21 protein-coding genes are annotated in these 24,065 nt (G+C 75.4%); 10 read left to right on the top strand and 11 right to left on the bottom strand.

Translation table 11 applies throughout. From position 1 onward, the window contains the following. Positions 1–154: 154 nt before the first annotated feature. The 7 genes from OG989_RS14745 to OG989_RS14715 all read left to right on the top strand — a co-directional run bounded on the left by OG989_RS14745 (position 155) and on the right by OG989_RS14715 (position 6,417). Positions 155–604 (top strand): hypothetical protein, encoded by a 450-nt coding sequence (locus OG989_RS14745; RefSeq protein ID WP_327031167.1) that lies wholly within the window; start codon positions 155–157, stop codon positions 602–604. Then, the gene (locus tag OG989_RS14740) at positions 601–1,047 is read left to right on the top strand and encodes a ferritin-like domain-containing protein (protein ID WP_151455949.1); all 447 of its coding nucleotides are present in this window, start codon (positions 601–603) and stop codon (positions 1,045–1,047) included. The genes OG989_RS14745 and OG989_RS14740 overlap by 4 nt, the downstream gene beginning before the upstream one ends. A gap of 64 nt (positions 1,048–1,111) precedes the next feature. Beyond that, positions 1,112–1,699 (top strand): PadR family transcriptional regulator, encoded by a 588-nt coding sequence (locus OG989_RS14735; protein ID WP_151455950.1) that lies wholly within the window; start codon positions 1,112–1,114, stop codon positions 1,697–1,699. Continuing rightward, positions 1,696–2,454 carry an ABC transporter ATP-binding protein gene (locus OG989_RS14730; RefSeq protein ID WP_327030805.1) on the top strand — a complete coding sequence of 253 codons (759 nt, stop codon included), beginning with the start codon at positions 1,696–1,698 and terminating at the stop codon, positions 2,452–2,454. The genes OG989_RS14735 and OG989_RS14730 overlap by 4 nt, the downstream gene beginning before the upstream one ends. Further along, the gene (locus OG989_RS14725) at positions 2,451–5,153 is read left to right on the top strand and encodes an FtsX-like permease family protein (RefSeq protein WP_151455951.1); all 2,703 of its coding nucleotides are present in this window, start codon (positions 2,451–2,453) and stop codon (positions 5,151–5,153) included. The genes OG989_RS14730 and OG989_RS14725 overlap by 4 nt, the downstream gene beginning before the upstream one ends. Before the next feature lie 28 nt (positions 5,154–5,181). Beyond that, on the top strand, positions 5,182–5,682 hold the full coding sequence (locus tag OG989_RS14720) for a nitroreductase/quinone reductase family protein (protein WP_327030804.1): 501 nt from the start codon (positions 5,182–5,184) through the stop codon (positions 5,680–5,682). A gap of 9 nt (positions 5,683–5,691) precedes the next feature. Continuing rightward, complete coding sequence (locus tag OG989_RS14715; RefSeq protein ID WP_327030803.1) at positions 5,692–6,417, top strand: nucleotidyltransferase domain-containing protein; 726 nt, start codon at positions 5,692–5,694, stop codon at positions 6,415–6,417. 51 nt (positions 6,418–6,468) lie between these two features. On the opposite strand, the gene OG989_RS14710 is transcribed toward OG989_RS14715, so the two are convergent. Both OG989_RS14710 and map read right to left on the bottom strand, forming a co-directional pair. Further along, positions 6,469–7,185, bottom strand: a complete 717-nt coding sequence (locus OG989_RS14710; RefSeq protein ID WP_132232798.1) for a VIT1/CCC1 transporter family protein — start codon at positions 7,183–7,185, stop codon at positions 6,469–6,471. Continuing rightward, complete coding sequence (gene map / locus OG989_RS14705; protein WP_132232796.1) at positions 7,182–8,039, bottom strand: type I methionyl aminopeptidase; 858 nt, start codon at positions 8,037–8,039, stop codon at positions 7,182–7,184. Before map ends, OG989_RS14710 begins: the two co-directional genes overlap by 4 nt. A gap of 95 nt (positions 8,040–8,134) precedes the next feature. Between map and OG989_RS14700 the strand changes: the two genes are divergently transcribed. Beyond that, positions 8,135–8,452, top strand: coding sequence for an STAS domain-containing protein (locus OG989_RS14700; protein WP_327030802.1), 318 nt, complete (start codon positions 8,135–8,137; stop codon positions 8,450–8,452). Positions 8,453–8,507: 55 nt separating this feature from the next. On the opposite strand, the gene OG989_RS14695 is transcribed toward OG989_RS14700, so the two are convergent. The 9 genes from OG989_RS14695 to pcaF form a co-directional block, all read right to left on the bottom strand. After that, positions 8,508–12,176 carry a SpoIIE family protein phosphatase gene (locus tag OG989_RS14695; protein WP_327030801.1) on the bottom strand — a complete coding sequence of 1,223 codons (3,669 nt, stop codon included), beginning with the start codon at positions 12,174–12,176 and terminating at the stop codon, positions 8,508–8,510. Between the two features lie 319 nt (positions 12,177–12,495). Then, positions 12,496–13,209, bottom strand: a complete 714-nt coding sequence (locus tag OG989_RS14690; protein WP_151456922.1) for a gamma-glutamyl-gamma-aminobutyrate hydrolase family protein — start codon at positions 13,207–13,209, stop codon at positions 12,496–12,498. Further along, positions 13,206–13,973 (bottom strand): 3-oxoacyl-ACP reductase, encoded by a 768-nt coding sequence (locus OG989_RS14685; protein ID WP_327030800.1) that lies wholly within the window; start codon positions 13,971–13,973, stop codon positions 13,206–13,208. The genes OG989_RS14690 and OG989_RS14685 overlap by 4 nt, the downstream gene beginning before the upstream one ends. Positions 13,974–13,977: 4 nt before the next feature. Beyond that, positions 13,978–15,333 carry an aldehyde dehydrogenase family protein gene (locus OG989_RS14680; RefSeq protein ID WP_327030799.1) on the bottom strand — a complete coding sequence of 452 codons (1,356 nt, stop codon included), beginning with the start codon at positions 15,331–15,333 and terminating at the stop codon, positions 13,978–13,980. A 19-nt stretch (positions 15,334–15,352) separates the two neighbouring features. Beyond that, positions 15,353–16,714, bottom strand: a complete 1,362-nt coding sequence (locus OG989_RS14675) for a glutamine synthetase family protein (protein WP_327030798.1) — start codon at positions 16,712–16,714, stop codon at positions 15,353–15,355. A 579-nt stretch (positions 16,715–17,293) separates the two neighbouring features. Then, positions 17,294–17,794 carry a DUF456 domain-containing protein gene (locus OG989_RS14670; RefSeq protein WP_327030797.1) on the bottom strand — a complete coding sequence of 167 codons (501 nt, stop codon included), beginning with the start codon at positions 17,792–17,794 and terminating at the stop codon, positions 17,294–17,296. Next, positions 17,791–19,968, bottom strand: a complete 2,178-nt coding sequence (locus OG989_RS14665) for a putative bifunctional diguanylate cyclase/phosphodiesterase (protein ID WP_151456928.1) — start codon at positions 19,966–19,968, stop codon at positions 17,791–17,793. Before OG989_RS14665 ends, OG989_RS14670 begins: the two co-directional genes overlap by 4 nt. A gap of 4 nt (positions 19,969–19,972) precedes the next feature. Next, a complete protein-coding gene (locus tag OG989_RS14660) occupies positions 19,973–20,791 on the bottom strand; it encodes an SAM-dependent methyltransferase (protein ID WP_327030796.1) in 819 nt (272 codons plus the stop codon). Positions 20,792–21,079: 288 nt separating this feature from the next. Beyond that, entirely contained in the window at positions 21,080–22,285 is a 1,206-nt protein-coding gene (pcaF, locus tag OG989_RS14655) for a 3-oxoadipyl-CoA thiolase (protein WP_327030795.1), read from the bottom strand. A 107-nt stretch (positions 22,286–22,392) separates the two neighbouring features. Here pcaF and OG989_RS14650 point away from each other — a divergent pair, with 107 nt between their 5' ends. After that, positions 22,393–23,358, top strand: coding sequence for a glutathione S-transferase family protein (locus tag OG989_RS14650; RefSeq protein WP_327030794.1), 966 nt, complete (start codon positions 22,393–22,395; stop codon positions 23,356–23,358). Further along, positions 23,351–23,986 carry a DUF998 domain-containing protein gene (locus tag OG989_RS14645; protein ID WP_151457571.1) on the top strand — a complete coding sequence of 212 codons (636 nt, stop codon included), beginning with the start codon at positions 23,351–23,353 and terminating at the stop codon, positions 23,984–23,986. The genes OG989_RS14650 and OG989_RS14645 overlap by 8 nt, the downstream gene beginning before the upstream one ends. Positions 23,987–24,065: the final 79 nt, after the last annotated feature.

The raw sequence follows: 24,065 nt of genomic DNA, 5'->3' as shown, positions 1-24,065 counted from the left end.
GGCTGCGCAGAGCGTAACGCGCCTGCCGCGCGGCGGGCCGGGCGGCGCACCGACGCCGGTCGCCCACGTACGGCCGGTGATGGTGTTGACTTGTCCGGTGGCGACGGGCAGAACGACACGACGCGGCGAGGCAACCGGGCATTCCCGGCGAAAGGTGCTGCGCGCCGGGGTGCTCCTGGCGCTCGGCGGAGCGGCGGCGCCGCTGACCGGTTGCGGCCTCCTGAGCCGCGACGACGACCCCACCCCCGGGCCGGATCCGCTCACGCCGCTGCTCGACGAGGCGCTCCGGCTCGCCGCCGGGCACCGGGACGCCGCCGCCGCGCACCCCGCGCTCGCCGGCCTGCTCACGCCGATCGCCGAGGCGCACCGCGCGCACGCGGCCGAACTCGCCCGGCTCATCGGCGTACCGCTGCCCTCGGCGTCCGCCGCGGCCACGCCCGCCGCGCCGGGCGACCCGGCGGCGGCACGGGCCGCGCTGCGCGAGGACGAACGCGCCGCCCAGGAGGCGGCGACCCGGGCCTGCGCGGCGGCGCCGGCGGAGCGGGCCGCGCTGCTCGCCTCGATCGCCGCCGCCCGGGCCACGCACATGGAGGTGCTGAGGTGACCGCGCCCACACCGCCGGGGCCGGCCGGGGCGCTGGGCGCGGTGCTCTCCGCCGAGTACGCCGCGATCTGGGCGTACGGGCCCATCGGGGTACGCCTCACCGGCGCCGCCCGGACCGCCGCGAAGGAGGCGGAGGCCGCGCACCGGCGCCGCCGCGACGACCTGATCGTGCAGTTGAGCGCCGGTGGCGGGAACGTCCCGCCGGACCGGGCCGGCTACACGCTGCCGTTCCCGGTCACCGACCGGGCGAGCGCGCTGCGGCTGGCCGCCGAGGTGGAGGAGCGCACGGCCGCGTTCTGGCGGGCGGTGGTGCCGGCCACCAGCGGCGCCGACCGGGACAGGGCCCTGGCCGCCCTGGTCGAGTACGCCGTACGGGCCACCCGCTGGCGACGGACGGCCGGGATCACCCCGCTGACGGTGCCGTTCCCGGGCCGACCCGCCTGACCGGCCGACCCTCGACGCCCGCTCCGGTTGCGGGTCGCATACCAGGTATGCATACTCCGTTGCCATGTCCATCCGTCACGGGCTGCTCGCCCTGCTCGAACGCGGCCAGATGTACGGCTACCAGCTGCGCGCCGCGTTCGAGGAGTCGACCGGCTCGACCTGGCCGCTGAACATCGGTCAGGTCTACACCACCCTGTCCCGGCTGGAGCGGGACGGGCTGGTCCGGTCGCTGCCCGAGAGCGAGACGGGGCAGCGCCCGTACGAGATCACCGACGCCGGGCGGACGGACCTGGCCCTGTGGTTCGCCACGCCGATCAGCCGCACCGACCGGCCCCGCGACGAGCTGGCGATCAAGCTCGCCCTCGCGCTGACCACCCCCGGGGTGGACGTCCGGTCGGTCGTGCAGACCCAGCGCAGCGCGACCATGCGGACGTTGCAGGAGTTGACCCGGTTGAAGTACGCCAGCGACCGCCCCGAGGACCTGCCGTGGCGGCTGGTGCTGGACGCCATGGTCTTCCAGGCCGAGGCCGAGGTGCGCTGGCTGGACCACTGCGAGACCAGCCTCGTGCGCTACCGTCCGGCGGAGCCCGGCCGCGTCCCGACGACGCCTGCCGAGGCGGTGGACCGGGCGGACGAGGAGGCGCGACGGTGAGCACGGGGAACCGGCCGGCGGACGGGAGCCCGACCACGCCGGTGCTGGACGTGCGTGACGTGCACCGCACCCACGGCGCCGGCGTGGCGGCCGTGCACGCGCTGCGCGGGGTGAGCCTCGCCGTGCGCGCGGGGGAACTCGTCGCCGTGATGGGACCGTCCGGCTCGGGGAAGTCGACCCTGCTCGCCCTGGCCGGCGGGCTGGACGGCCCGACCGCGGGCGAGGTGTACGTGGAGGGCGAGCCGCTCGGTGCCCTCGACCGGCGGCGGCTGGCCCAGGTGCGGCGCCGCCGCATCGGCTACGTCTTCCAGGACCTCAACCTGCTCGGCAGCCTCAGCGCCGTGGAGAACGTCGCCCTCCCCCTCGAACTCGACGGCACGGGCGTACGCCGGGCCCGCCGCCTGGCGCTGGACGCGCTGTCCGAGGTGGGCCTGACCGCGCTGGCCGACCGGTTCCCCGACCAGCTCTCCGGCGGGCAGCAGCAGCGGGTGGCCATCGCCCGCGCGCTCGTCGGGGAGCGCCGGCTGGTGCTCGCCGACGAACCGACCGGCGCGCTGGACTCGCAGACCGGTGAGGCGGTGCTGCACCTGCTGCGCCGGCGCGTCGACGCCGGGGCCGCCGCCGTGCTGGTCACCCACGAGGCGCGCCACGCCGCCTGGGCCGACCGGGTGGTCTTCCTGCGCGACGGGGTGCTTGTCGACACGACGGCCCCGCTGGGCAGCGTGGAGCAGCTGCTGAGCGGCAGCGGTCGGTGAGCGCGGGCCGGGGCGGCCGGCTCGCCCGGGCCGCCGGTTCCTGGTGGGCCGCGCTGCGGATCGCCCGGCGGGAGGCCCGGCGGGCCCGGGGGCGTACGGCGCTGGTGCTCGCGATGATCACGCTGCCGGTGCTGGTGCTGAGCTTCACCGCGGTGAGCTGGCGGATGTCCGAGCTGACCCCGGTGGAGCGGGCCGACCGCCAACTCGGCGCGGCCGACGCGGAGCTGAACTGGGTGACGCGGACCCCCCTCGCGCAGAGCACCTGGGCCGAGACCTGGCGTACCGACCCGGACGACGGTCCCTCGGCCGGGCCCGTCACCGCCGGGCAGGTGGCCGCCCTGCTGCCGGCCGGGAGCCGGGTGGTCCCGCTGCGCCGCTGGGTGTCGTTCGACGCCCTGGTCGGCGAGCGGGTCGACAACACGCTCACGGGCCGCGCCGTGGACCTCACCGACCCGCTCGGGCGGGGGCTGGTCCGGTTCCACTCGGGGCGGGCGCCGGCCGGGCCGGATGAGATCGCGGTCAGCCCGGCGGCCCTGCGCCGCCTCGACGCCCGCCTCGGCGACACCGTCACGTCCGGCGACGGCGCCCGCTCCTGGCGGGTGGTCGGGGTGGCCGAGTACCCCGACGACCTGGGCCCGGTGGTGACGCTGCACCCGTCGGAGGGGCGGATGGAGGCCGAGCCGGGCACGAGCTGGCTGGTCGACCTGCCCGGCGACCCCGACGAGGAGCTGTTCCGCCGGCTCAACGCCCACGGAGTCGTGGTGCACGCCCGGGTCCCCGCCCCGGCGTCGGACACCGTCACGTTCGCGCCGTACGGCCGCTCCGCCATGGACGTGGAGGGGATGAGCGTCTCGGTGCTCGTCGGCGGGCTGGGGCTGCTGGAGGTGGTGCTGCTCGTCGGGCCGGCCTTCGCGGTCGGCGTACGGCGGCGGCGCCGGGACCTCGCGCTGGTCGCCGTGGCGGGCGGGGACGACGCCCACCTGCGCCGCATCGTGCTGGCCGACGGCGTGGTGCTGGGTGCCGTCGGCGCCGCCCTCGGGGTCGCGCTGGGCGTCGCCGCCGCGTTCGCCGGCCGCTCCCTGGTGGAGCAGCACCTCTTCGGCGCGCGCTTCGGCGCGTACCGCTGGTGGCCGGAGGCGCTCGCGGCGATCGCCGCCGTCGCGGTGCTGGCCGGGGTGCTGGCCGCGCTGGCCCCGGCCTGGACGGCCGCCCGGCAGGACGTGGTGGCGGGGCTGGCCGGCCGGCGCACCCCGCCGGCGCACCGGCGACGCTGGTTGACAGTCGGGGCGGTCCTGGCCGCCGCCGGGGCCGCGGTGGCCGCGTTCGGGGCGGCCCGGACGGCGCCGGCGGTCATCCTGGCCGGCCTCGTCCTCGGCGAACTGGGCCTGGTCTTCGCCACCCCGACGCTGGTCGGCCTGCTCGCCCGCCTCGGGCGGTCGCTGCCGCTGGCGCCCCGGATCGCGCTGCGCGACGCCAGCCGCAACCGGTCGTCGACCGCGCCCGCGATCTCCGCCGTGATGGCCGCGGTCGCCGGCAGCGTCGCCATCGGGGTGTACCTGGCCAGCGACGACGCCCGGTCGGCCACGATGTACCTGCCGGCCCTGCCGGCCACCACGGTGCTGGTCACCGGGTCGGACGGGGAAACCCTGCCCGACCTGCCCGGGGTCAGCGAGGCCGCGCGCGCCCACCTGGGGGTCCGGACGGTGGCGCCGCTGGCGGAGCCCCGGTGCGGGACGGCCACCGACCTGTGCGTGGTCTCGCCGGTGCTGCCCGCCGAGCGCGTCTGCCCGTGGACGCCGGGCGACAGGCTCACCCCGGAGCAGCAGCGCCGCGCCCGCGCCGACGCCCGCTGCGCGGAACCCGAGGAGCACCTCGGCCGGTACTTCCACGTCCTGGTGGACGACGGGACGGCCCTGCCGGCGCTCACCGGCGCCGCCCCCGCCGACGTCGCCGCCGCCACCGCCGTGCTGCGGGCAGGCGGCGCGGTCGTGACCGATCCACGCTACGTGCGCGACGGGCGGGTCGACGTGCGGGTGACCCGCGCCGGGCAGGCCCGGCCCGACCCCCAGGCCGTCACCACCGTCGCCGGATATCCGCTGCCCACCGCGCTGGGGGCGGACCGGCTGCTGCTCTCCCCGGCGGCCGCCGGGCGGCTCGGCCTGGACGTCCACCCGCTCGGTTGGGCGATCGCCGCCGACGGCGTGCCCGACGAGGACCGGCAGGACCGGTTCGTCGCCGCCGTACGTCCGCTGCACGCGCAGGTCGAGATCGACCGGGGCACGCAGGGCGACGCGGGGCGGCCGCTGCTGCTCCTGCTGGCCGCCGCCGCCGGGGTGATCACCCTGGGCGCGGCCGCCATCGCCACCGGGCTGGCGGCGGCCGAGGGGCGGGCCGACCTGTCCACCCTCGCGGCGGTCGGCGCCGGCCCGGGACTGCGCCGGCTGCTCTCGCTCTGTCAGTCCGGGGTGATCGCCGTACTGGGCTCCGCGCTCGGCATCGTCGCCGGCCTCGGCTCCGCGTCGATCATCCTGACCGCCCTCAACCGCCGGTACGCCGCCCTGTGGCCGGTCACGGAGCCGTACCCGGTGGTGGTCCCCTGGACCACGCTCGGCGTCCTGGTGGTGGTGCCGCTGGTCGCGATGCTCGGCGCGGGCTTCTTCACCCGGTCCCGGCTGCCGGTCGAGCGACGTCTCGACTGACGGGCCGGGAGCGGGCACACTGGTCGCCGTGCCCGTACTGGGAGCCCTGACCCGCCGTGTCGGTCACCACCGCTGGTTCGGCGCCGCCGTCCGCCTGCTCGTCCCCGCCGACCGGATGGTGGGGCGGCTCACCCGGGGGCGGGTGGTCGCGCTCGGGCTCATCCCGTCGCTGGTCATCACGACCACCGGCCGCCGCTCCGGCAAGCCGCGCAGCAATCCGCTGCTCTACGTGCCCGACGGCGACGCGTACGTGGTGGTCGGCTCCAACTTCGGCCAGACCCACCAGCCCGGCTGGGCGATGAACCTGCGCGCCGATCCGGCCGCCGAGGTGGCCGTCAAGGGCCGCCGCGTCCCGGTGCGCGCCGACGTCGCCACCGGCGCCGAACGGGACCGCCTCTGGACGCTGCTGGTCACCGAGTGGCCCGCCTACCGCGCGTACGCCCAGCGGGCCGGCGGCCGGGAGATCCTCGTCTTCCGGCTGGTGCCCACCGGGCGCGGCGTGCCGGGCGGGCCGACCGCCCGCGAATAGGCTGGTGCGGTGACCGGCGCCGACGGCGAACCCCACCCCGACGATCCACGGTGGGCGGTGGCCGAACGGGTCGCCGACGCCGTGCGCCGGCGGTTCCCGGCCGACGTGCTGGCGGTCGCGGTGCACGGCCCGCTCGCCCACGGCGACGACGACGGCGGCGGGGACGGCGAGGTCGGACTGCTGGTGGTGACGTACCGGCCCGGCGGCGGGCCGTCCCCGGCGACGCGGCGGGTCGACGGCGTGCTGGTCGACCTGACCGTGGCCGGCGCCGACGACTACCTGCGCCAGGCCCGGGTGATCTCCCCGCTCTGGCCGTTGACCGCCGACCGCTACGTCAGCACCCGGGCGTTGCACGACCCCACCGGCTGGCTGCGCACCCTGCGCGACGAGCACCTGGGCCGGCTGGCCCGGGCCCGGCCGGCCGAGTTCAGCACGGCGGCCCGCCGGGCCTGGTACCGGGGCGGGGCGGCGCACGCCCGGGCCGCCCGGCTGGCCGAGTGGTACGAGACCGACCAGGCGCTGCTGATGCTCGGCGAGGCGCGGCTGGCGGCGGCCACGGTCGCCGGACTGCTCAGCCGCACCTACTTCCGGGACCCGGGCGACGCGGTGCGTCGGACGGGACTGGCGGGCGCGGACATGACCGAGGTGGGCGTCGTCCTGACCCGCCAGGCGGCCGAGCTGGCGGCCCGGGGCCGCCCCGTCGACGGCACGGTCGACGACCTTCTCGACGGCTGACACCGCGCCGGACGGCGCCCGCCGGGCGCCGGGAGGGCCGGCGCGGGAAGGTCAGCCGAGCCCGCCCTGCACGCCGATGAGGGTGCCGACGAGATACGTGGCGCCGGCCGCCGCCGCGCCGAGCAGGAGCTGACGCAGACCGCCGGACCACCAGGGCCGGGCGGTGAACCGGGCGACCACCGCCCCGGCCACGAAGAGCCCGAGCCCGCCGACCGCGAGCGCCAGCCACAGGCTCGTCGCGCCGAACAGGTACGTCAGCAGCGGCACCAGCGCCCCGACCGAGAAGAACAGGAACGACGAGATCGCGGCGGCCCACGGGCTGGGCTGCTCGTCCGGGTCGACGCCGAGCTCCTCCCGGACGTGCACCCGCAGCGCCTCCTCCGGATTGCGCCGGACGGCCTGGGCGACCTCCATGGCCAGGTCGGGCGGCAGTCCCCGGGCGACCCACGCCTCGGCCAGCTCGCGCGCCTCCGCCTCGGGGTGCCGCTCCAGCTCGCGGCGTTCCTTGGCGACCTCGGCCGCGACCTGTTCGTTCGCCGAGCGGACGCTGGTGTACTCCCCCAGCCCCATCGAGATGGCGCCGGCCACCAGGCCGGCCACGCCGGTGAGCACGACGCTGCGCGGCGACACCCCGCCGCCCGCCACCCCGGCGATCAGGGCGATGTTGGTGACCAGCCCGTCCATCGCCCCGAAGACGGCGGGGCGCAGCCAACCGCCGGAGACGTCCGCGTGGTGCGCCTCACGCAGCGCCGCCGGGGTCTCCGTCACGGCAGCGTGAGGATCTCGTGGCCGTCCTCGGTCACCACGATGGTGTGCTCGAACTGGGCCGTCCACCTGCGGTCCTTCGTCACCACGGTCCAGCCGTCGTCCCACATGTCGTACTCGTGGGTGCCGAGCGTGATCATCGGCTCGATGGTGAAGGTCATCCCCGGCTCCATCACGTCCGTGGGGCGGGGGCTGTCGTAGTGCGGCACGTAGAGCCCGCTGTGGAACGCCTCGCCGATCCCGTGGCCGGTGAAGTCACGCACGACGCCGTAGCCGAAGCGCTTCGCGTACGACTCGATGACCCGGCCGATCACGTTGATCTGGCGGCCCGGGGCGACCGCGCGGATGCCGCGCATCATCGCCTCGTGGGTCCGCTCGACCAGCAGCCGGGCCTCCTCGTCGACCTCGCCCACGCAGAAGGTGGCGTCCGTGTCGCCGTGCACCCCGTCGAGGTACGCGGTCACGTCGACGTTGATGATGTCGCCGTCGGCGAGCACGGTGGAGTCGGGGATGCCGTGGCAGATCACCTCGTTGAGGCTGGTGCAGCAGGACTTCGGGAAGCCCCGGTAGCCCAGCGTCGACGGGTAGGCGCCGTGGTCGCAGAGGAACTCGTGCACGACCCGGTCGATCTCGTCGGTGCTCACGCCCGGCTTGCAGTGCTCGCCGGCGAGCTGGGTGGCCTGCGCCGCGAGCCGACCGGCGACCCGCATCTTCTCGATGGTCTCCGGGGTCTGCACGTGGGAGCCGCGCCACTCCTGGGGACGCTTCTTGCCCACGTACTCCGGGCGGACGATGTGGGCGGGCACGGGCCGCAACGGGGTGAGCGTGCCGGGGGTCAGCGGCGCACGGACGGTCATGAGGCGAGTTTATCGCCGCGCCCGGTGGTGACCCCCGCCACCGCCCGGCCGGAGCGGTTGTTGCCGTGCCCGGTCCGCTGTGCAATTGTGGCTCCGTGGATCAAGGGGATGGCACGTCTCCCGTCTTCTCCGCCACCGCGGAGGTCGACGGCGACCACCTCCGCGTCCTGGTCACCGGCGAGGTCGACATGGCCACCGCCGACGTCATGTTCCAGACCGCGCTGCGGGAGCCGGCCGAGCGGGTGACGCTCGACCTGCGGGCGGTCACCTTCTTCGACTCGGCGGCCATCCACGCCGTGGTCCGGCTGGCCCAGCAGTTTCCCGGCGCGCTCACCGTGCTGCCGTCGCGGCAGGTCCACCGGGTGCTGGACATCTCCGGCCTGGCCGACCAGGCCTGGCTCCGCCCGGCCTGACCCCCGCACCGCGCGCCGTAGGGCCGGTCGCGCGCCGGAGGACCGCCGGCCGCGCTCAGTCCGCCAGCCGCCGGCGCAGCGTCACCTCGGTCCCCTCGGCGGTACGGTGCACCGACAGCTCCCCCAGCGCCTCGATGAGGGACAGTCCCCGCCCCCGGAAGCCCGATCCGGTCGACTCCCGCCACCGGCCGCTGTCGCGCACCGTGGCGACCACCGTCCGATCGGAGATGGTCACCTCGACGCCGATCGTCGGCTCGGCCGGCTCGACCGGGTGCTCGATGGCGTTGGCGGCCGCCTCTGAGACGGCGACGGTCAGGTCGAACAGGTCCGTCTCGCTGACCTTGTGCGCGACGAGGAAGTCCTCCAGCCGCTTGCGCAGCACGCTGAGCCGGGTGGGATCGGCCGGCAGCCGCAGCGCGAACCGGTTGAGTTCCGCCACCTCCAGGGCGAGCACCGCGACGTCGTCGCGCAACGGCCGCCCGGCGATCCGCTCCACCACGGCGTCGATCAGATCGGTCACGTGCTCGCCGGGGGTGGCCGCGTCCTGCCGCAGCGTGGCCAGCGCGGCGTCGATGCCGAGCTGCCGGTCCTCGATCAGCCCGTCGGTGTAGAGCAGCAGGCGGCTCCCGGCGGCCAGCTCCCCCTCGACCGTCCGGTAGGCCGTGTCGGGGATCGCCCCGACCGGCGGCCCGAGCGCCCGGTCGTGCAGGAACGCCACGTCGTCTCCTCGGATCAGCAGCGGGGACGGGTGCCCGGCGCTGGCGTACCGCATCCGGCCGGTACGAGGGCTGAACCACAGGCAGAACACCGTCGCGAAGGAGCGGCCCTCGTTGGTGCCGACGAGCCGGTTGAGCCGGGTCAGCGACTCGCCGGGATCGAAGCCCTCCAGGACGTACGCCCGCAGCGCGTTGCGGAGCTGGCCCATCGCGGCGGCCGCCCGCACGCCCTTGCCGACCACGTCGCCGATCGCCAGCACCAGCTCGTCGTCGCCGAGCGCGACGACGTCGTACCAGTCCCCGCCGACCTCCACGTCGGCGCTGCCCGGCAGGTAGCGGCTGGCCACCAGGGCGCCCGGCAGCTGCGGCAGCGACCGGGGCAGCAGGCTGTGCTGGAGCGTGGTGGCGATGCGGTGCTCGGCCTCGTAGAGCTGGGCGTTCTCCAGCCGCACGCCGACCAGCCGGGCGAGCTGGGTGAGCGCGGCCTCGTCGGTGTGGGTCCCGTCGCCGTCCGGACGCCAGACCCGCAGCTCGCCGAGCCGCTCGCCGGCGGTGCCGGTCAGCGGCAGCACGAAGGACGGCTCGATCGAGGCCAGCCCGCCGCCGTCGGCCTCGAAGCGCATCCCGGTGGCGGAGACCACCACCCGGGCGGCCTCGGCGAGGCTCAGGGCGTGCCGCGCGGCGACCTGGAGCACGTCGGCCGTGGAGCGGGCGGTGTTGACCGCGACCGCCGCGTCGGCCAGGGCCCGCAGCCCACGGATGATCTGGCCGCGGAGCTGGCCCAGCTCGACGTTGGCCCGTACCCGGGCGGTCAGCTCCTGGCCGGAGAAGGGCTTGGTGAGGTAGTCGTCGGCGCCGACCGCGAGCCCGGCGACCTCCTCGGCGGAGCCGGCCCGGGCGGAGAGCAGCACGATCGGCAGGTGCCGGGTACGCGGATCCGCACGCAACGCGGCGACCAGCCCGAACCCGTCGAGCCGGGGCATCATCACGTCGGTCAGCACCAGGTCGAACGAGCCGTCGACGGCGTGCCGAAGCGCCTCCACGCCGTCGGTGACCGCGACCACCTCCCAGGACGGGGAGAGCAGCCGGGTGACGTGCTCGCGCAGGTCGGCGTTGTCGTCGGCGACCAGGATCCGGCCGGCGGCGCCGGTCCCCCGGGCCGAGCCGGCACCGTCGGCCGACCCGGCGGCGCCGGTCCAGAGCGCCGTCTCCGCGACGTAGAGGTCGGCCTGCGCCAGCTCGACCTGCGCCGGCGGGCCGGCGTCGACGACCCGCTCGACCGGCAGGTGCCCGGCGCCGAACGGAACGGTCACGGTGAATGTGCTGCCCTCGTCGACGCGGCTGCGCACGGCCACCTCGCCGCCGTGCATCTCGACCAGCTCGCGGACCAGTGCCAGGCCGATCCCGGTGCCCTCGTGGCTGCGCGAACGCACCCCGGGCACCCGGTGGAAGCGTTCGAAGACCTGCGGCAGTTCCTCCGGCACGATGCCGACGCCGGTGTCGGTGACCTCCAGCCGGGCGGCCCCGTCGACGGCGCGGATCCGCACCCGGATCTCGCCGTCGAAGGTGAACTTCACCGCGTTCGAGACCAGGTTGAGGACGACCTTCTCCCACATGTCCCGATCCACGAAGACCGGCGCCGGCAGCGGCGGGCAGTCCACGACCAGGCGCAGCCCGGTCCGCTGGGTGGCCGACCGGAACGTGCTGGCCAGGCGGGCGGTGTAGTCGGCGAGGTCGGTGGGCTGGTAGCGGGCGGCCAGCCGCCCGGACTCCAGCCGGGAGAAGTCGAGCACCGTGTTGACCAGCTTGAGCAGCCGCAGCGCGTTGCGGTGCATGGTGGCGAGCCGTTCGGTGTACGCCTCCGGCAGCGCCGGGTCGGCCAGCAGGTCCTCCAGCGGGCCGAGCACCAGGGTCAGCGGGGTGCGGAACTCGTGGCTGACGTTGGCGAAGAAGTTGGTCTTGGCCCGGTCCAGGGCGGTCAGCTCGGCGGCGCGGGTGCGTTCCTGCTCGTACGCCTGCTGCCGCCCGACGGCCCGGGAGAGCTGCGCGGCGACCAGGTCGAAGAAGTCCCGGTACTCGTCGGTGAGCGGCTGTCGGCGGGCGACGCCGACGGCCAGCGCGCCCACGGTCTCGTTCCCGGCGGTGACCGGCAGCACCAGCGCCTCACCGGTCGCGTCGGCCGGAGCCTCGGTGAGTAGGTCCGTGACGGCGACGGTGGCGGCGGTGCCGGTGGCGGTGACCTCGGCGAGCCGCGCCGGCGGGGGCGTGGCGACCGCCCGTGGGCCGACACCGCCGCACCCGGTCAGGACCAGGTTCCCGCCCTCGTCGGGCAGGTACACCAGCGAGAACGGCACGTCCGGCCGGTGCCGGTCGAGCACCGCCGCCGCGACCCGGCCCAGCTCGGGCCTGCTGTCCACCTCGGCCAGGTCGGTGCCCAGCTCGGCCAGCAGCCGCAGCCGGCGCTCCCCGACCACCCGGCCCGTGGTCTCGTTGACGATGCAGAAGACGCCGGCGACGGTGCCGTCGGCGGCCAGGATCGGGTCGTAGGAGACGTCGAAGTACGTCTCCTCCAGGAAGCCGCGCCGGTCGAGCGGGAAGGGGTGGTCCTGCGCGCGGTACGACCGGCTGTCCCGCCGGACGCCCTCCAGCAGCGGCCCGAGCACGCTCCAGGTCTCCGCCCAGTGCTCGCGGGCCGGCTGGCCCAGCACGTCCGGGTGCTTGCCACCGATCGTGGGACGGTAGGCGTCGTTGTAGAAGGCGAGCTCGTCCTCGCCCCAGAACATGACGATCTGCGCGCTGGAGGCGAGCATCAGGCCGATCGCCGAACAGAGCGCCGGCGGCCACCGGTCGGGGGTGCCGAGCGGATGGCCGGACCAGTCGAGGCTGCCCATCAACTCGCCCATCTCGCCGCCACCGGCAAAGGCGGCAGCCAGCAACGGGGGAAGATCAACCTCCTGGCCCACCTCGGACGGGCAACCCTCGTCCACGCCCCCCTGGGCCGAACTCATAGTTCCTCCCGCTCCGGCCGTCACCGCCTCGGCCCGGTGATCCGACCGGCCGTGCCCCGCTTGGTACCCCGACGGACGAGCAACGTAACGCATACCCCCCGGCGTGCGCTGTTCACGTCCGCCGCACCGGGCCGCCGTCCCCCGACCGCGGCGTCGCCGGGCCAGGTCCACACAGGACGGCTGGTCAACCGAATCTGGACCAGCGCCGCACTTCAGTCCCGTGCACGGGACGATACGGCCCTGGATGAGAGGCACCCCGGGAGGCGACTGTGATGTGCGACACCCCCACCCGCCCGCCGCTACGGTGGCGGGGAGTGTGTCACCGGCGCGCCGGGCCGGCCCGGCCTTCCCGGGCGGCCCGGACCAGGGCGGCGATCGGTCGTGGATCGGGCTCGTTCTCCGGGTGCCACTGCACGCCCAGCAGGAAGGGCCGGTGCGGATCCTCGACCGCCTCGACCACCCCGTCGTCGGACCAGCCGGTCACCGCCAGCCGGCCCGGGTCGGCCACCGCCTGGTGGTGGTAGGAGTTGACCCGGTCCACCCCGGCCATCACCGTCGCGGCCAGGCTGGCCGGAGCGAACCGCACGCCGTGCCCGCCGTAGACGCCGGGGGCGGGGCGGTGCAGGTCGTGCCCCACCAGGTCCGGCAGATGCTGGTGCAGCGCCCCGCCGGCGGCGACGGCGAGCAGTTGCATCCCCCGGCAGACCCCGAGCACCGGCAGGTCGGTGTCGAGCGCCGCGGTGAGCAGGGCCAGCTCGCCCGCGTCGCGGCCGGGCCGGCTCTCGGTGCGGGGCGCCGGCGGCTGGCCGTACCGGGCCGGGTCGACGTCCGCGCCGCCGGCCAGGACCAGCCCGTCGAGCACCCGCAGCACGTCCGCGTCGCGGTCGTCCGGGGGCAGCACCACCGCCCGGCCCCCGGCCGCGGTGACCGCCCGGACGTACGCCTCGGGCAGCAGCACCGCCGGCACGTCCCGCCACACCCCCCAACCGACCGGCTCGACGTACGCCGTGATCCCGATCAGTGGCCGGCTCACAGCGGGGTGACGTACGCGCCGGTGATACCGCCGTCGACGACGAACTGCGCGGCGGTCATGAAGGACGAGTCGTCGCTGGCCAGGAACGCCACCGCGGCGGCGATCTCCTCCGGCTCGCCGAACCGTCCCATCGGCACGTGCACCAGCCGGCGGGCGGCCCGCTCCGGGTCGGCGGCGAAGAGCTCCAGCAGCAGCGGGGTGGCGACCGGGCCGGGGCAGAGCGCGTTGACCCGGATGCCCTCCCGGGCGAACTGCACGCCCAGCTCCCTGGTCATCGCCAGCACCCCGCCCTTGCTCGCCGTGTACGCGATCTGCGAGGTGGCCGCCCCCATCAGCGCCACGAACGACGCGGTGTTGATGATCGAGCCCTTGCCCTGCCGGCGCATGTGCGGGATGACGTGCTTGCAGCAGAGGTAGACGCTCGTGGTGTTGACCCGCAGCACGCGCTCCCAGGCGTCCAGCCCCGTGGTCAGGATGGAGTCGTCCTCCGGCGGGGAGATGCCGGCGTTGTTGAACGCCACGTCGATGCGCCCGTGCCGCTCGGCCACCCCGTCGAAGAGGTCCCGTACGGCCGCCTCGTCGGCGACGTCGGTGGCGACGAACTCGCCGCCGACCTCCTCGGCGGCCCGCCCGCCGGCCTCCGCGTCGACGTCCACGCAGACCACCCGGGCCCCCTCGGCGGCGAACCGCCGCACGGTGGCCAGCCCGATCCCGCTGCCCGCTCCGGTGACCACGGCCACCCGGCCCTCAAGACGACCCCGCACCTGATCACTCCTCCGTCGCGATGAACACGTTCTTGACGTCCGTGAAGGCGTGCAACGCGTCGGGGCCCAGCTCGCGGCCCAGCCCGGAGCGCTTCATCCCGCCGAACGGCGTCCAGTAGCGCACCGAGGAGTGCGAGTTGACGCTGAGGTTGCCCGCCTCCACGGCCCGTGCCACCCGCACCGCCCGGCCCACGTCCCGCGTCCAGACCGAGCCGGAGAGGCCGTACTCGGTGTCGTTGGCGAGGCGGATCGCATCGGCCTCGTCGTCGAACGGGAGCACCGAGACGACCGGGCCGAAGATCTCCTCCCGCCAGTGCCGGTCCGCCGTCGATCCGGCGAGCAGCACCGTCGGGGCGTACCAGAAGCCGGGGCCGTCGGGGCGGGAGCCGGCGAAGGCGATCTTCGCCCCGTCGACGTACCCGGCCACCCGGTCCCGCTGGGCGGCGGAGATCAACGGGCCCATCTCGGCCGTGTCCCGGGCCGGGTCCTCCACCCGCAGCGCGCGCACCGCCGGTTCGAGCAGTTCCAGGAACCGGTCGTACACCGGCCGCTGAACCAGGATCCGCGACCGGGCGCAGCAGTCCTGGCCGGCGTTGTCGAAGACGGCGTACGGGGCGGTGGCCGCCGCCCGCTCGAGGTCCGCGTCGGCGAAGACGAGGTTGGCGCTCTTGCCGCCCAGCTCCAGGGTCAGCCGCTTCACCTGCGCGGCACAGCCCGCCATGATCCGGGTGCCCACCTCCGTGGAGCCCGTGAAGCAGACCTTGCGGACGGCGGGATGGGTGACGAACCGCTCCCCCACCACGGACCCGGCGCCCGGCAGCACGGTGAACACGTCGTCGGGCACGCCCGCCTCACGCGCCAGCTCCGCCAGGCGCAGCGCCGTCAGCGGGGTCAGCTCGGCGGGCTTGAGCACCACGGTGTTCCCGGCGGCGAGCGCCGGCGCGAAGCCCCAGGCGGCGATGGGCATCGGGAAGTTCCACGGCACGATCACCCCGACCACGCCGAGCGGCTCGTGGAACGTCACGTCCAGCCCGCCCGGCACCGGGATCTGCCGCCCCGTCAGCCGCTCGGGCGCGCCCGCGTAGTAGTCGAGGACGTCGCGGACGTTGCCCGCCTCCCACCGCGCGTTGCCGATGGTGTGCCCGGAGTTGCGCACCTCCAGCCGCGCCAGCTCCTCCAGGTGCGCGTCGACCACCGCCGCGAACCGCCGCAACACCCGCGCCCGCTCCCCCGGCGCCACCGCCCGCCAGCGCCGGAAGGCCGCGTCCGCCCGCGCGATCGCCGCGTCGACCTCCCCGACCGACGTGGCGGGCACGGACCCCACGACCTCCCCGGTGGCCGGATCCACCACCTCACTCAAGCCCGACCCCTCTCCCTCGTCAGAGGCGTTCGAAGCCACGGATCAGCTCCCAGTCCGTCACGGCGGCGTCGAAGGCCGTCAGCTCGATCCGCGCCTGGTTGGCGTAGTGGGCCGTCACCTCGTCGCCGAACGCCTCGACGGCCACCGTCGAGCCCTCCCAGAGGGCCAGGGCGTCGCGGAGCGTGCCGGGGACCCGGTCGGCGGCCGGATCGTCGTACGCGTTGCCGGTGCACTCCTCGCCCAGTTCCAGCTCGCGCTCGATGCCGTGCACCGCGCCGGCGACGAGTGCCGCGATCGCCAGGTACGGGTTCACGTCCGCCCCCGGCACCCGGTTCTCCACCCGCATGCCCTGGCCGTGCCCGACCAGCCGCAGCGCGCAGGTGCGGTTGTCCGTGCCCCAGCGCAGCGCGGTGGGGGCGAACGACCCGGGCTGGTAACGCTTGTACGAGTTGATGTTCGGGGCGAACAGGAGGCTGAACTCGCGCATCGTGGCCAGCAGCCCGGCCAGCACCCGCTGCCCGGTCGTCGACAGGTGCGCCGGCCCGTCGCCGAGCATCGCCGAGCGGCCGTCGGCGTCGCGCAGCGAGAAGTGGATGTGGCAGGAGTTGCCCTCGCGCGCGTTCGGCTTGGCCATGAAGGTGATCGACATGCCCTCCTGGGCGGCGATCTCCTTCGCCCCGTTCTTGTAGATCACGTGGTGGTCGGCGCAGGCCACCGCCTCGTCGTAGCGGAAGGCGATCTCGTGCTGGCCGAGGTTGCACTCCCCCTTCGCGCTCTCCGGGGTGAGCCCCGCCCCGGCCATCTCCCGCCGGATGCGGCGCAGCAGCGGCTCCACCCGGGCGGTGCCGAGCAGCGAGTAGTCCACGTTGTACTGGTTGGCCGGGGTCAGATCCCGGTAGCCGCGCTGCCAGGCTTCCTCGTACGAGTCGCGGAACAGCACGAACTCCAGCTCGGTGCCGGCGTACGCGGTCAGCCCGTGCGCGGCCAGCCGGTCGAGCTGCCGGCGCAGGATCTGCCGGGGCGAGGCGACCACCGGGGACCCGTCCAGCCAGGCCAGGTCGGCCAGGAGCAGCGCGCTGCCCGGCTGCCAGGGCACCCGGCGCAGGGTGTCGAAGTCCGGCACCATGGCGAAGTCGCCGTAGCCGCGTTCCCAGCTCGACATCGCGTACCCGTCGACCGTGTTCATGTCGACGTCGACGGCGAGCAGGTAGTTGCAGCCCTCGCTGCCGTGCGCGGCCACCTGGTCGAGGAAGTAGGGCGCGTGGAACCGCTTGCCCTGCAACCGGCCCTGCATGTCGACCAGGGCCAGCACCACGGTGTCGATCTCATCCTCTGCGACGGCGACCCGCAGCTGTTCCAACGTGAGCGGAGCTTTCCTCATCGGCGGGCCTCCATCACCAAGGTCTACTGGCTGAACCGGTCGACCGTCAATGCCCCGCCGGGCATCCCGGCAACCGCCCCGGAACGCACCCGGGCCCGCCTCGCAGCGTCCGCCCCTGCGCCCTGTCTCTGTCTGTCCGCCCTTGCCGCCCGCCCTGTCCGACCGGCCCCCGTCGAGCTGCCCCGTGCGGTGGGGCAGCTCGACAGGGGGCCAGACGGCACACGGCGGCCCCGGCCGGCACGCCCGGCGCCCGCAACTGGGCAGGGCGGCACCGCGCGGGTGGGCAGGCCGCCACCGCGGGTGGGCAGGCCGGCCGAGCCGGGCAAATTGCGTTGCCGTGCCGGCGCGTGCGCCGCATGCTTGAGCCCGTGACCAGGCCCGATCGCGACGGGCCACCGCCGGGCGCTCGGACCGCCCGGCACGCGGCGGCGCGGGGCACGTCACCTCTCTCTCACCGTACGGCGCTGCGCCGTACCCGACGCCCGCCCCGCGCCGCCCGCACCACACCCGCATCGGCTCGAACCGAGCGACCGGCCCGGCCCCGCACTAGTCCGATCCTGCGCGGCCGCCCGCGTCTGCTCAGGTGAGCAGCAGCCCGGCGACCCAGAGCGCGGCGACGAGCAGACCGGCGAGGAACTCGACAAGCATGGACAGGCCGGCCGCCGCGACCGCCTGCTTCGTCGCCGGCCACGCCAGCCGGGAGTCGCCCAACCGCAGCCGCTCCGCCGCCCACACCCCGCCGACGAAGCCGAGCACCAGCCCGATCACCGGGACCACGAAGAAGCCGACCAGGCCCAGCAGCCCACCGACGAGCAGCGACGAGGTGGGCACCCCGGTGCGTTTCAGGTTCCGCCCCGGCCAGGCGTACTTGACGACGGTGCCGCCCGCGGCGACCACGGTCGCGGCGGCGAGCACCGCCCAGCGGCCGGGCCCGGCGCCGCCGAAGATCGCCCAGACCAGCACCCCGCCCCAGCACAGCGGCAGCGCCGGCAGGCCGGGCACCACCACCCCGGCGAGCCCGGCGAGGATCGCCAACCCGGCGAGTACGGCGACCGCCGCCTCGCTGTCCGTCAGGCTCATGCCGTTGCTCCCCGGTCGTCGTCGCCACGTAGCCGGGCGGTGATCTCCGCCGCCGGTGCGGGCGGGCCGAAGAAGCGCCCCTGCCCGGTGTCGCAGCGCAGCGCGCGCAGCCGCTCGGCCTGCACCCCGGTCTCCACCGCCTCGGCGGTCACCCACAGCTCCAGCGCGTGCGCCAGCCGCACCAGCGCGTCCACGATCCGTTCGTCCCGGTGGTCGGGCACCGCCTCGGCGTCCTCACCCCGGATGCCCTCGACGAACGGCCCGGCCAGCTTGAGGCAGTGGATCGGCAGCCGGCGCAGGTACGCCAGGTTGGAGTAGCCGGTGCCGAAGTCGTCGATCGCCATCCGTACGCCGAGGGCGGCCAGCCGGTGCAGCGACCGCAGCGGCTCCCCGGCGGTGCCCATCACCGCGCTCTCCGTCAGCTCCAGTTGCAGCAGATCCGCCGGCAGCCCGGTGGAGGCCAGCGCGTCGGCCACGGTGTCCACGATCCCCGGGTCGTCGGCCTGCCGGGCGGCCAGGTTGACGCTGACCACCAGCTGCGCCCGGGGGAACTCGCGCCGCCACGCCTCCGCGTCCCGGCAGGCCTGCCGCAGCACCCACTCGCCGAGCCGGACGATCAGGCCGGTCTCCTCGGCGAGCCCGATGAACCGGTCCGGCCCGATCAGCCCCAGCTCCGGGTGCTGCCACCGGACCAGCGCCTCCACGGCCAGCATCGAGCCCTCGACCAGAGACACGATCGGCTGGTAGTGCACGACGAACTCGCCCCGGTCCAGCGCGGCCGGCAGCCCGGCGGCCAGGGCGGAACGGGCGAGGTCCCGGGCGCCGCGCTCCGGGTCGTAGACCGCCCACCGGCCCCGGCCCTCCGCCTTCGCCCAGTAGAGCGTGGTGTCGGCGGCCTTCATCAGCTCCGAGGCGCTCGTCCCGCCGACCGGGCACTCGACGATCCCGACGCTCGCCGACACCGCGAGCTGCTGCTCGCCGATGCGGACCGGGGCGGAGACCGCCGCCAGGGCCAGCTCGGCGACACCCACCGCGTCGTCGATCCCGGCGCCGTCGTCGACCAGGATGACGAACTCGTCCCCGCCCATCCGGGCGACGAGGTGGCCGCGGCCCGCGACGCAGTCGGCCAGCCGCTTGGCGATCACCACGAGCAGCCGGTCGCCGAGGTCGTGGCCGAGGCTGTCGTTGACCGCCTTGAAGCCGTCCAGGTCGAGGAAGCAGACCCCGACCCGTCGGGCCGCGTCGGCGACGTCGAAGACCCGGCCCAGCGTCTCGAAGAACAGCGTCCGGTTGGGCAGCCCGGTGAGCGGATCGTGCAACGCCTGGAAGCGCAGCCGCTGCTGGAGTTCGTGCCGCTCGGTGATGTCCTCGATCATCGCGACGGTGAACCGGGGCCGGCCGTCGTCGTGGCGGATCAGCGAGACGGACAGGTCCGTCCAGACCACGCTGCCGTCCTTGCGGTAGTAGCGCTTCTCCACCCGGGCCCGGTCCTGCTTGCCCTCGATCAGCTCCTGGTAGAGCTCCCACATCCCGGCCGCGTCGTCGGGATGGAACAGTGCGGCCACGTTGGTCTCGCGCAGCTCCTCGATGGAGTAGCCGAGCATGTCCGCGAACGCCTGGTTGACGTCGATGATCTGGCCGTCGACACCGGCGATGCCGATCCCCGTGGCCGCCCCCACGAAGACGGCCCGGAACCGGGCCTCGCTGTCGCGCAGGGCCTGCTCCACGTCGTCGCGGGCCTGCCAGGCCGAGCGGGCGATCCGCTCCTGCTGCGCGAAGGTGCGGTCGCGCAGGGCGCGGGCGAAGCCGGCGGCGAGTGCGCCCTGCAACGCCGCGACCCGTTGCGCCGTCCCGTCCCCGTCGGCCCGGCCCGGCACCACCCGGGCGGCGAACCGGTCGCCGAGGGCCCGCACCGACCAGTCGAGCACCCGGGGCTCGGTCAGGTGCTCCTCGACCAGCGCGCGCCCCACCTCCTCGGCCGGCAGGGGCGAGAAGGGCTCGGCGAGCAGGGCCTGGGCCAGCCGGACCGTGTGCAGGTGCAGCAGGCGCTCGGTCTCCGCCGCGCTGAGGGGCACGAAACCGAGCCGGCGCACCGCCCTGGCCCACTCGGCCGCGTACCACTGCGCGCCCGACCGGCTGAGGTCGTCGCCGCCGGGCTCCGGGACGGCGGCCATGGGCTCAGGCGGTGGGCTGGTCGTACCGGGCGACGCCGCCGAAGGCGCCGAACCGCTCCGGGTGCTCGTCGACGTCGGAGGGCGAGTCGGGGCGCCACAGCGGCATGTGCACCACACCCGGCTCCAGGAGCGTCCAGCCGCCGAAGAAGCTCGTCACCTCGGCCCGGGAGCGCAGCGTGATCTCGGTGTCGGTACGCGCCGAGAGGCGCTGCGCGTCGAGCATCTCCTGCGGCTGGTCCTCGAACGTGGAGTGTGAGACGACCAGGTGGCTGCCCGGGGCCGCGGCGGCCCGGAGGGTGGCCAGGATCTCGCCGGGGCGGTCGGCGTCCCGGACGAAGTGCACCACCCCGGCGAGCAGGATGCCCAGCGGCCGGCTGAAGTCGAGCAGCCCCAGGTCACGGGCTGCGGCCAGGATCCGCTCCGGCTCCCGCAGGTCGCCGTGGATCACCCCGGTCAGCTCGTCGCCGGCGAGCAGCTCCCGGCTGTGCGCCACCGCGACCGGGTCGATGTCGACGTAGACCACGCGGGCCTTCGGATTGGCCGTCTGGGCGACCTCGTGCACGTTGCCCACGGTGGGGATGCCGGAGCCGATGTCGAGGAACTGGTCGATGCCGGCGTCGAGCAGCGTGCGTACGGCGCGACGCAGGAACTCCCGGCCGGCGCGCATGGTCGCCGCCAGGTTCGGGGTCATGCCGGCGATCTGCTCGGCGAGCTGCCGGTCGATCTCGAAGTTGTGCGCCCCGCCGAGGAAGTAGTCGTACACCCGGGCCGCGCTCGGCCGGGAGAGGTCGATCTCGGCGGGAAGTCCGTCCGGCATCTGCACTGCTGCACCTCATGGTCGTCGCCGCGGTGCGGGAGGGAGCCGGTGCCGCGGTCACGTGGGGGTACGCGAGGCACCGGCCGACCCGCGGGTCGTGTGGTGCTCACCACTCTAGGCCGCGTACTGCCGGCTCCGGGAGGTCCCATGACCCACTTCGTCGGCCCGTCGGATGTCCGTCACGGACCCGCCCGCCGGCACGGCTCCGCCCCCGCCGGTGCCAAGCCCTCGTCGCCCACGGCATCGGAGCCCCCGGAACGGGCGGGCAGCGGCGGCGCCCTGGCCGACCCCGGGTCAGCCGGCGGACTCCAGCAGCAGCGAGATGCCCTGCCCCACGCCGACGCACATGGTGGCCAGCGCCCGCCGGCCGCCCCGGCGGCGCAGCTCCAGCGCGGCCGTCAGCGCCAGCCGGGCGCCACTGGCGCCGAGCGGGTGCCCGAGCGCGATCGCCCCGCCGTTCGGGTTGACGTGCTCGGCGTCGGTCGGCAGGCCCAGCTCACGCAGCACCGCGACGGACTGCGCGGCGAACGCCTCGTTCAGCTCGATCACGTCGACCGCGTCGAGGCCGAGGCCGAGGCGGTCGAGCAGCTTCCGGGTGGCCGGCACCGGCCCGACGCCCATCACCCGCGGCGGTACGCCGGCCGCGGCGGCGCCGGCGACCCGGGCCAGCGGGGTGAGGCCGTAGCGGGCCACGGCGGCCTCGGAGGCGACCAGCAGCGCCACCGCGCCGTCGTTGACGCCCGACGAGTTGCCGGCGGTCACCGTGCCGCCCTCGCGGAACGGGGTGGGCAGCGCGGCGAGCTTCTCCAGCGAGGTCTCCCGGGGGTGCTCGTCGACCTCGACGAGCTTGGTCTCGCGCCGCCCCGCCGGCACGGTCACTCCCACGATCTCCTCGGCGAAGCGGCCGTCGGCCTGCGCCTTCGCGGCCCGCTGCTGCGACCGGTACGCGAACTCGTCCTGCTCGGCGCGGCCGACGCCGTACGCGGCGGCGACGTTCTCCGCCGTCTCCGGCATGGAGTCGATGCCCCAGTGCTTCTTCATCAGCGGGTTGACCAGCCGCCAGCCGATGGTGGTGTCGTAGACCTCGGCGGTGCGGGAGAACGGGGTGCTCGCCTTCGGCATCACGAACGGGGCGCGGCTCATGCTCTCCACCCCGCCGGCCACCATGAGGTCCGCCTCGCCGGCCACGACGGAGCGGGCCGCAGTGGCGAGGGCGTCCAGGCCGGAGCCGCAGAGCCGGTTGACCGTGCTGCCGGGCACCTCCTCGGGCAGCCCGCCGAGCAGCGCCGCCATCCGGGCCACGTTGCGGTTGTCCTCGCCGGCCTGGTTGGCGCAGCCCAGGATCACGTCGTCCACCCGCGCCCAGTCCACCGACGGGTGTCGGGCGACCAGTTCGCGGATCACGTGCGCGGCCAGGTCGTCGGGGCGGACGCCGGCGAGGGCGCCGGCGTAGCGGCCGATCGGGGTGCGGACACCGGCCACCAGGTATGCCACGGTCATCAGCGCGATCCTTCGGGGGGTGGGAAGGGGCGGGGGGCGGGCGGTTCCGGGTCGCGGGGACGCCCGGCCGCCAGGATATCCGCGCGCGCAGCGGATAGGTTGGCGGCATGGCCCGGGCCCAGTTCAGCGCAGAGACCAGTGGCGGTGGCGAGTTCGTCCGCCAGCCCAACCGGTTCACCGGTCGGGTCACCCCGGACTCCGACTCCCCGCCCGGCGGCGGGCCGGACGCGCAGGGCCGGTGGCCGCTGGAGGCGGGCCGTTACCGGCTGATCTGGTGCCGGGCCTGCCCGTGGGCGCACCGGGCCCGGATCGTGCGCGGCCTGCTCGGCCTGGCGGACGCGATCTCCCTCGGCACGGTCGACCCGATCCGCGACGAGCGGGGCTGGCGGTTCGCCCTCGACCCGGACGGGTTCGACCCGGTGCTCGGCATCGGCTTCCTCTCCGAGGCGTACCTGGCCACCGACCCCGACTACACCGGGCGGGTCACGGTGCCGGCGCTGGTCGACACGCGCACCGGCCGGGTGGTCACGAACGACTATCCGCAGCTCACCCTGGACCTGTCCACCGAGTGGCGGGGCCTGCACGGGCCGGGGGCGCCGGACCTCTACCCGGTCGAGCTCCGCCCGGAGATCGACGCGCTGATGGCGGAGATCCACCGGGACGTCAACAACGGCGTCTACCGGTGCGGCTTCGCCACCTCGCAGGCCGCGTACGACGAGGCGTTCACGGCGCTGTTCGCCCGGCTCGACGCGCTCTCCGAGCGGCTGGCGGGTCGGCGCTACCTGATGGGCGACGCGATCACCGAGGCCGACGTGCGGCTCTTCACCACCCTGGTCCGCTTCGACGTGGCGTACCACGGTCACTTCAAGTGCAACCGGCAGAAGCTCACCGAACTGCCGGTGCTCTGGGCGTACGCGCGGGACCTGTTCCAGACGCCGGGCTTCGGCGAGACGGTCGACTTCGACCACATCAAGCGGCACTACTACGGCACCCACGCGGCGATCAACCCGACGGGGATCGTCCCGCTCGGCCCCGACATCTCCGGCTGGACCACGCCGCACGGGCGTGGCTGAGCCGCGCCGGACCGACCCGCGTACCGCCCCGCCCCGGGCCGCCGCCGCGTCGGCCTCCGCCGCCTGCGTCGTCGCGGGCGCGGTCGCGGTGACCGTCGCCGTGGTGGCCGGTCCGGGGCCGGGCCTGACCGGGTACGTCAGCGAGGCGGGCGTCACCGACAGCGCGTACGCCCCGGCGTACCGGATCGGGGTCTTCGCCCTGGCGGCCGGGTTGCTGCTGCTCGCGGCGGCGCTGCCCCCGGTGCTGCGGGCGGCGGCCGGGCTGCTCGCGGCCGGGAGCGTCTTCGCGCTGGTCTCCGGGGCGGTGTCGTGCAGCGCCGGCTGCCCGCTGCCGCCGTTCGAGCGGGCGACCACGGCGGACCTGGTGCACGGCGCGGCGAGCATCCTCGCGGTGGCCGCGGTGGTCTTCGCGATGCTGGCGGTCATGCTCACCCGGGCCGCGCCGTCGGCGCTGCGCCGGCTGGCCGCGGTGGCCCTGGCGGCGGCCCTGCCGCTGGCGGGCGCGACCGCCGTGGCCATGCTCTTCGTGGGGCGCGGCGGCCTGATCGCCGTCCTGGAGCGGCTGCTGCTGCTGGTGGCCGTCCTCTGGGGCACGGCCGCCGCGACCGCCGTCGCCCTCCGCCGGTGAGCCGGGGCACCTCGCAGCGCCTGAGATGGGGCATCGGTCCCTTCGTGCACCTGCTGTAAGGAGCGTCACCAAGGGCACT

The sequence above is a fragment of the Micromonospora sp. NBC_01740 genome, assembly GCF_035920365.1.
GTDB classification, from domain to species: Bacteria; Actinomycetota; Actinomycetes; order Mycobacteriales; family Micromonosporaceae; genus Micromonospora; species Micromonospora reichwaldensis.
Note: the sequence above shows the minus strand (reverse complement) of the source record. Positions and strands in the feature narration are given on the sequence as shown.

Coding starts and splice junctions, on each gene's coding strand:
- OG989_RS14735 (WP_151455950.1), top strand. CDS start 1,112: ATGTCCATCCGTCACGGGCTGCTCGCCCTGCTCGAACGCGGCCAGATG.
- map (WP_132232796.1), bottom strand. CDS start 8,039: ATGACCGTCCGTGCGCCGCTGACCCCCGGCACGCTCACCCCGTTGCGG.
- OG989_RS14695 (WP_327030801.1), bottom strand. CDS start 12,176: ATGAGTTCGGCCCAGGGGGGCGTGGACGAGGGTTGCCCGTCCGAGGTG.
- OG989_RS14675 (WP_327030798.1), bottom strand. CDS start 16,714: ATGAGGAAAGCTCCGCTCACGTTGGAACAGCTGCGGGTCGCCGTCGCA.
- OG989_RS14670 (WP_327030797.1), bottom strand. CDS start 17,794: ATGAGCCTGACGGACAGCGAGGCGGCGGTCGCCGTACTCGCCGGGTTG.
- OG989_RS14665 (WP_151456928.1), bottom strand. CDS start 19,968: ATGGCCGCCGTCCCGGAGCCCGGCGGCGACGACCTCAGCCGGTCGGGC.
- pcaF (WP_327030795.1), bottom strand. CDS start 22,285: ATGACCGTGGCATACCTGGTGGCCGGTGTCCGCACCCCGATCGGCCGC.
- OG989_RS14650 (WP_327030794.1), top strand. CDS start 22,393: ATGGCCCGGGCCCAGTTCAGCGCAGAGACCAGTGGCGGTGGCGAGTTC.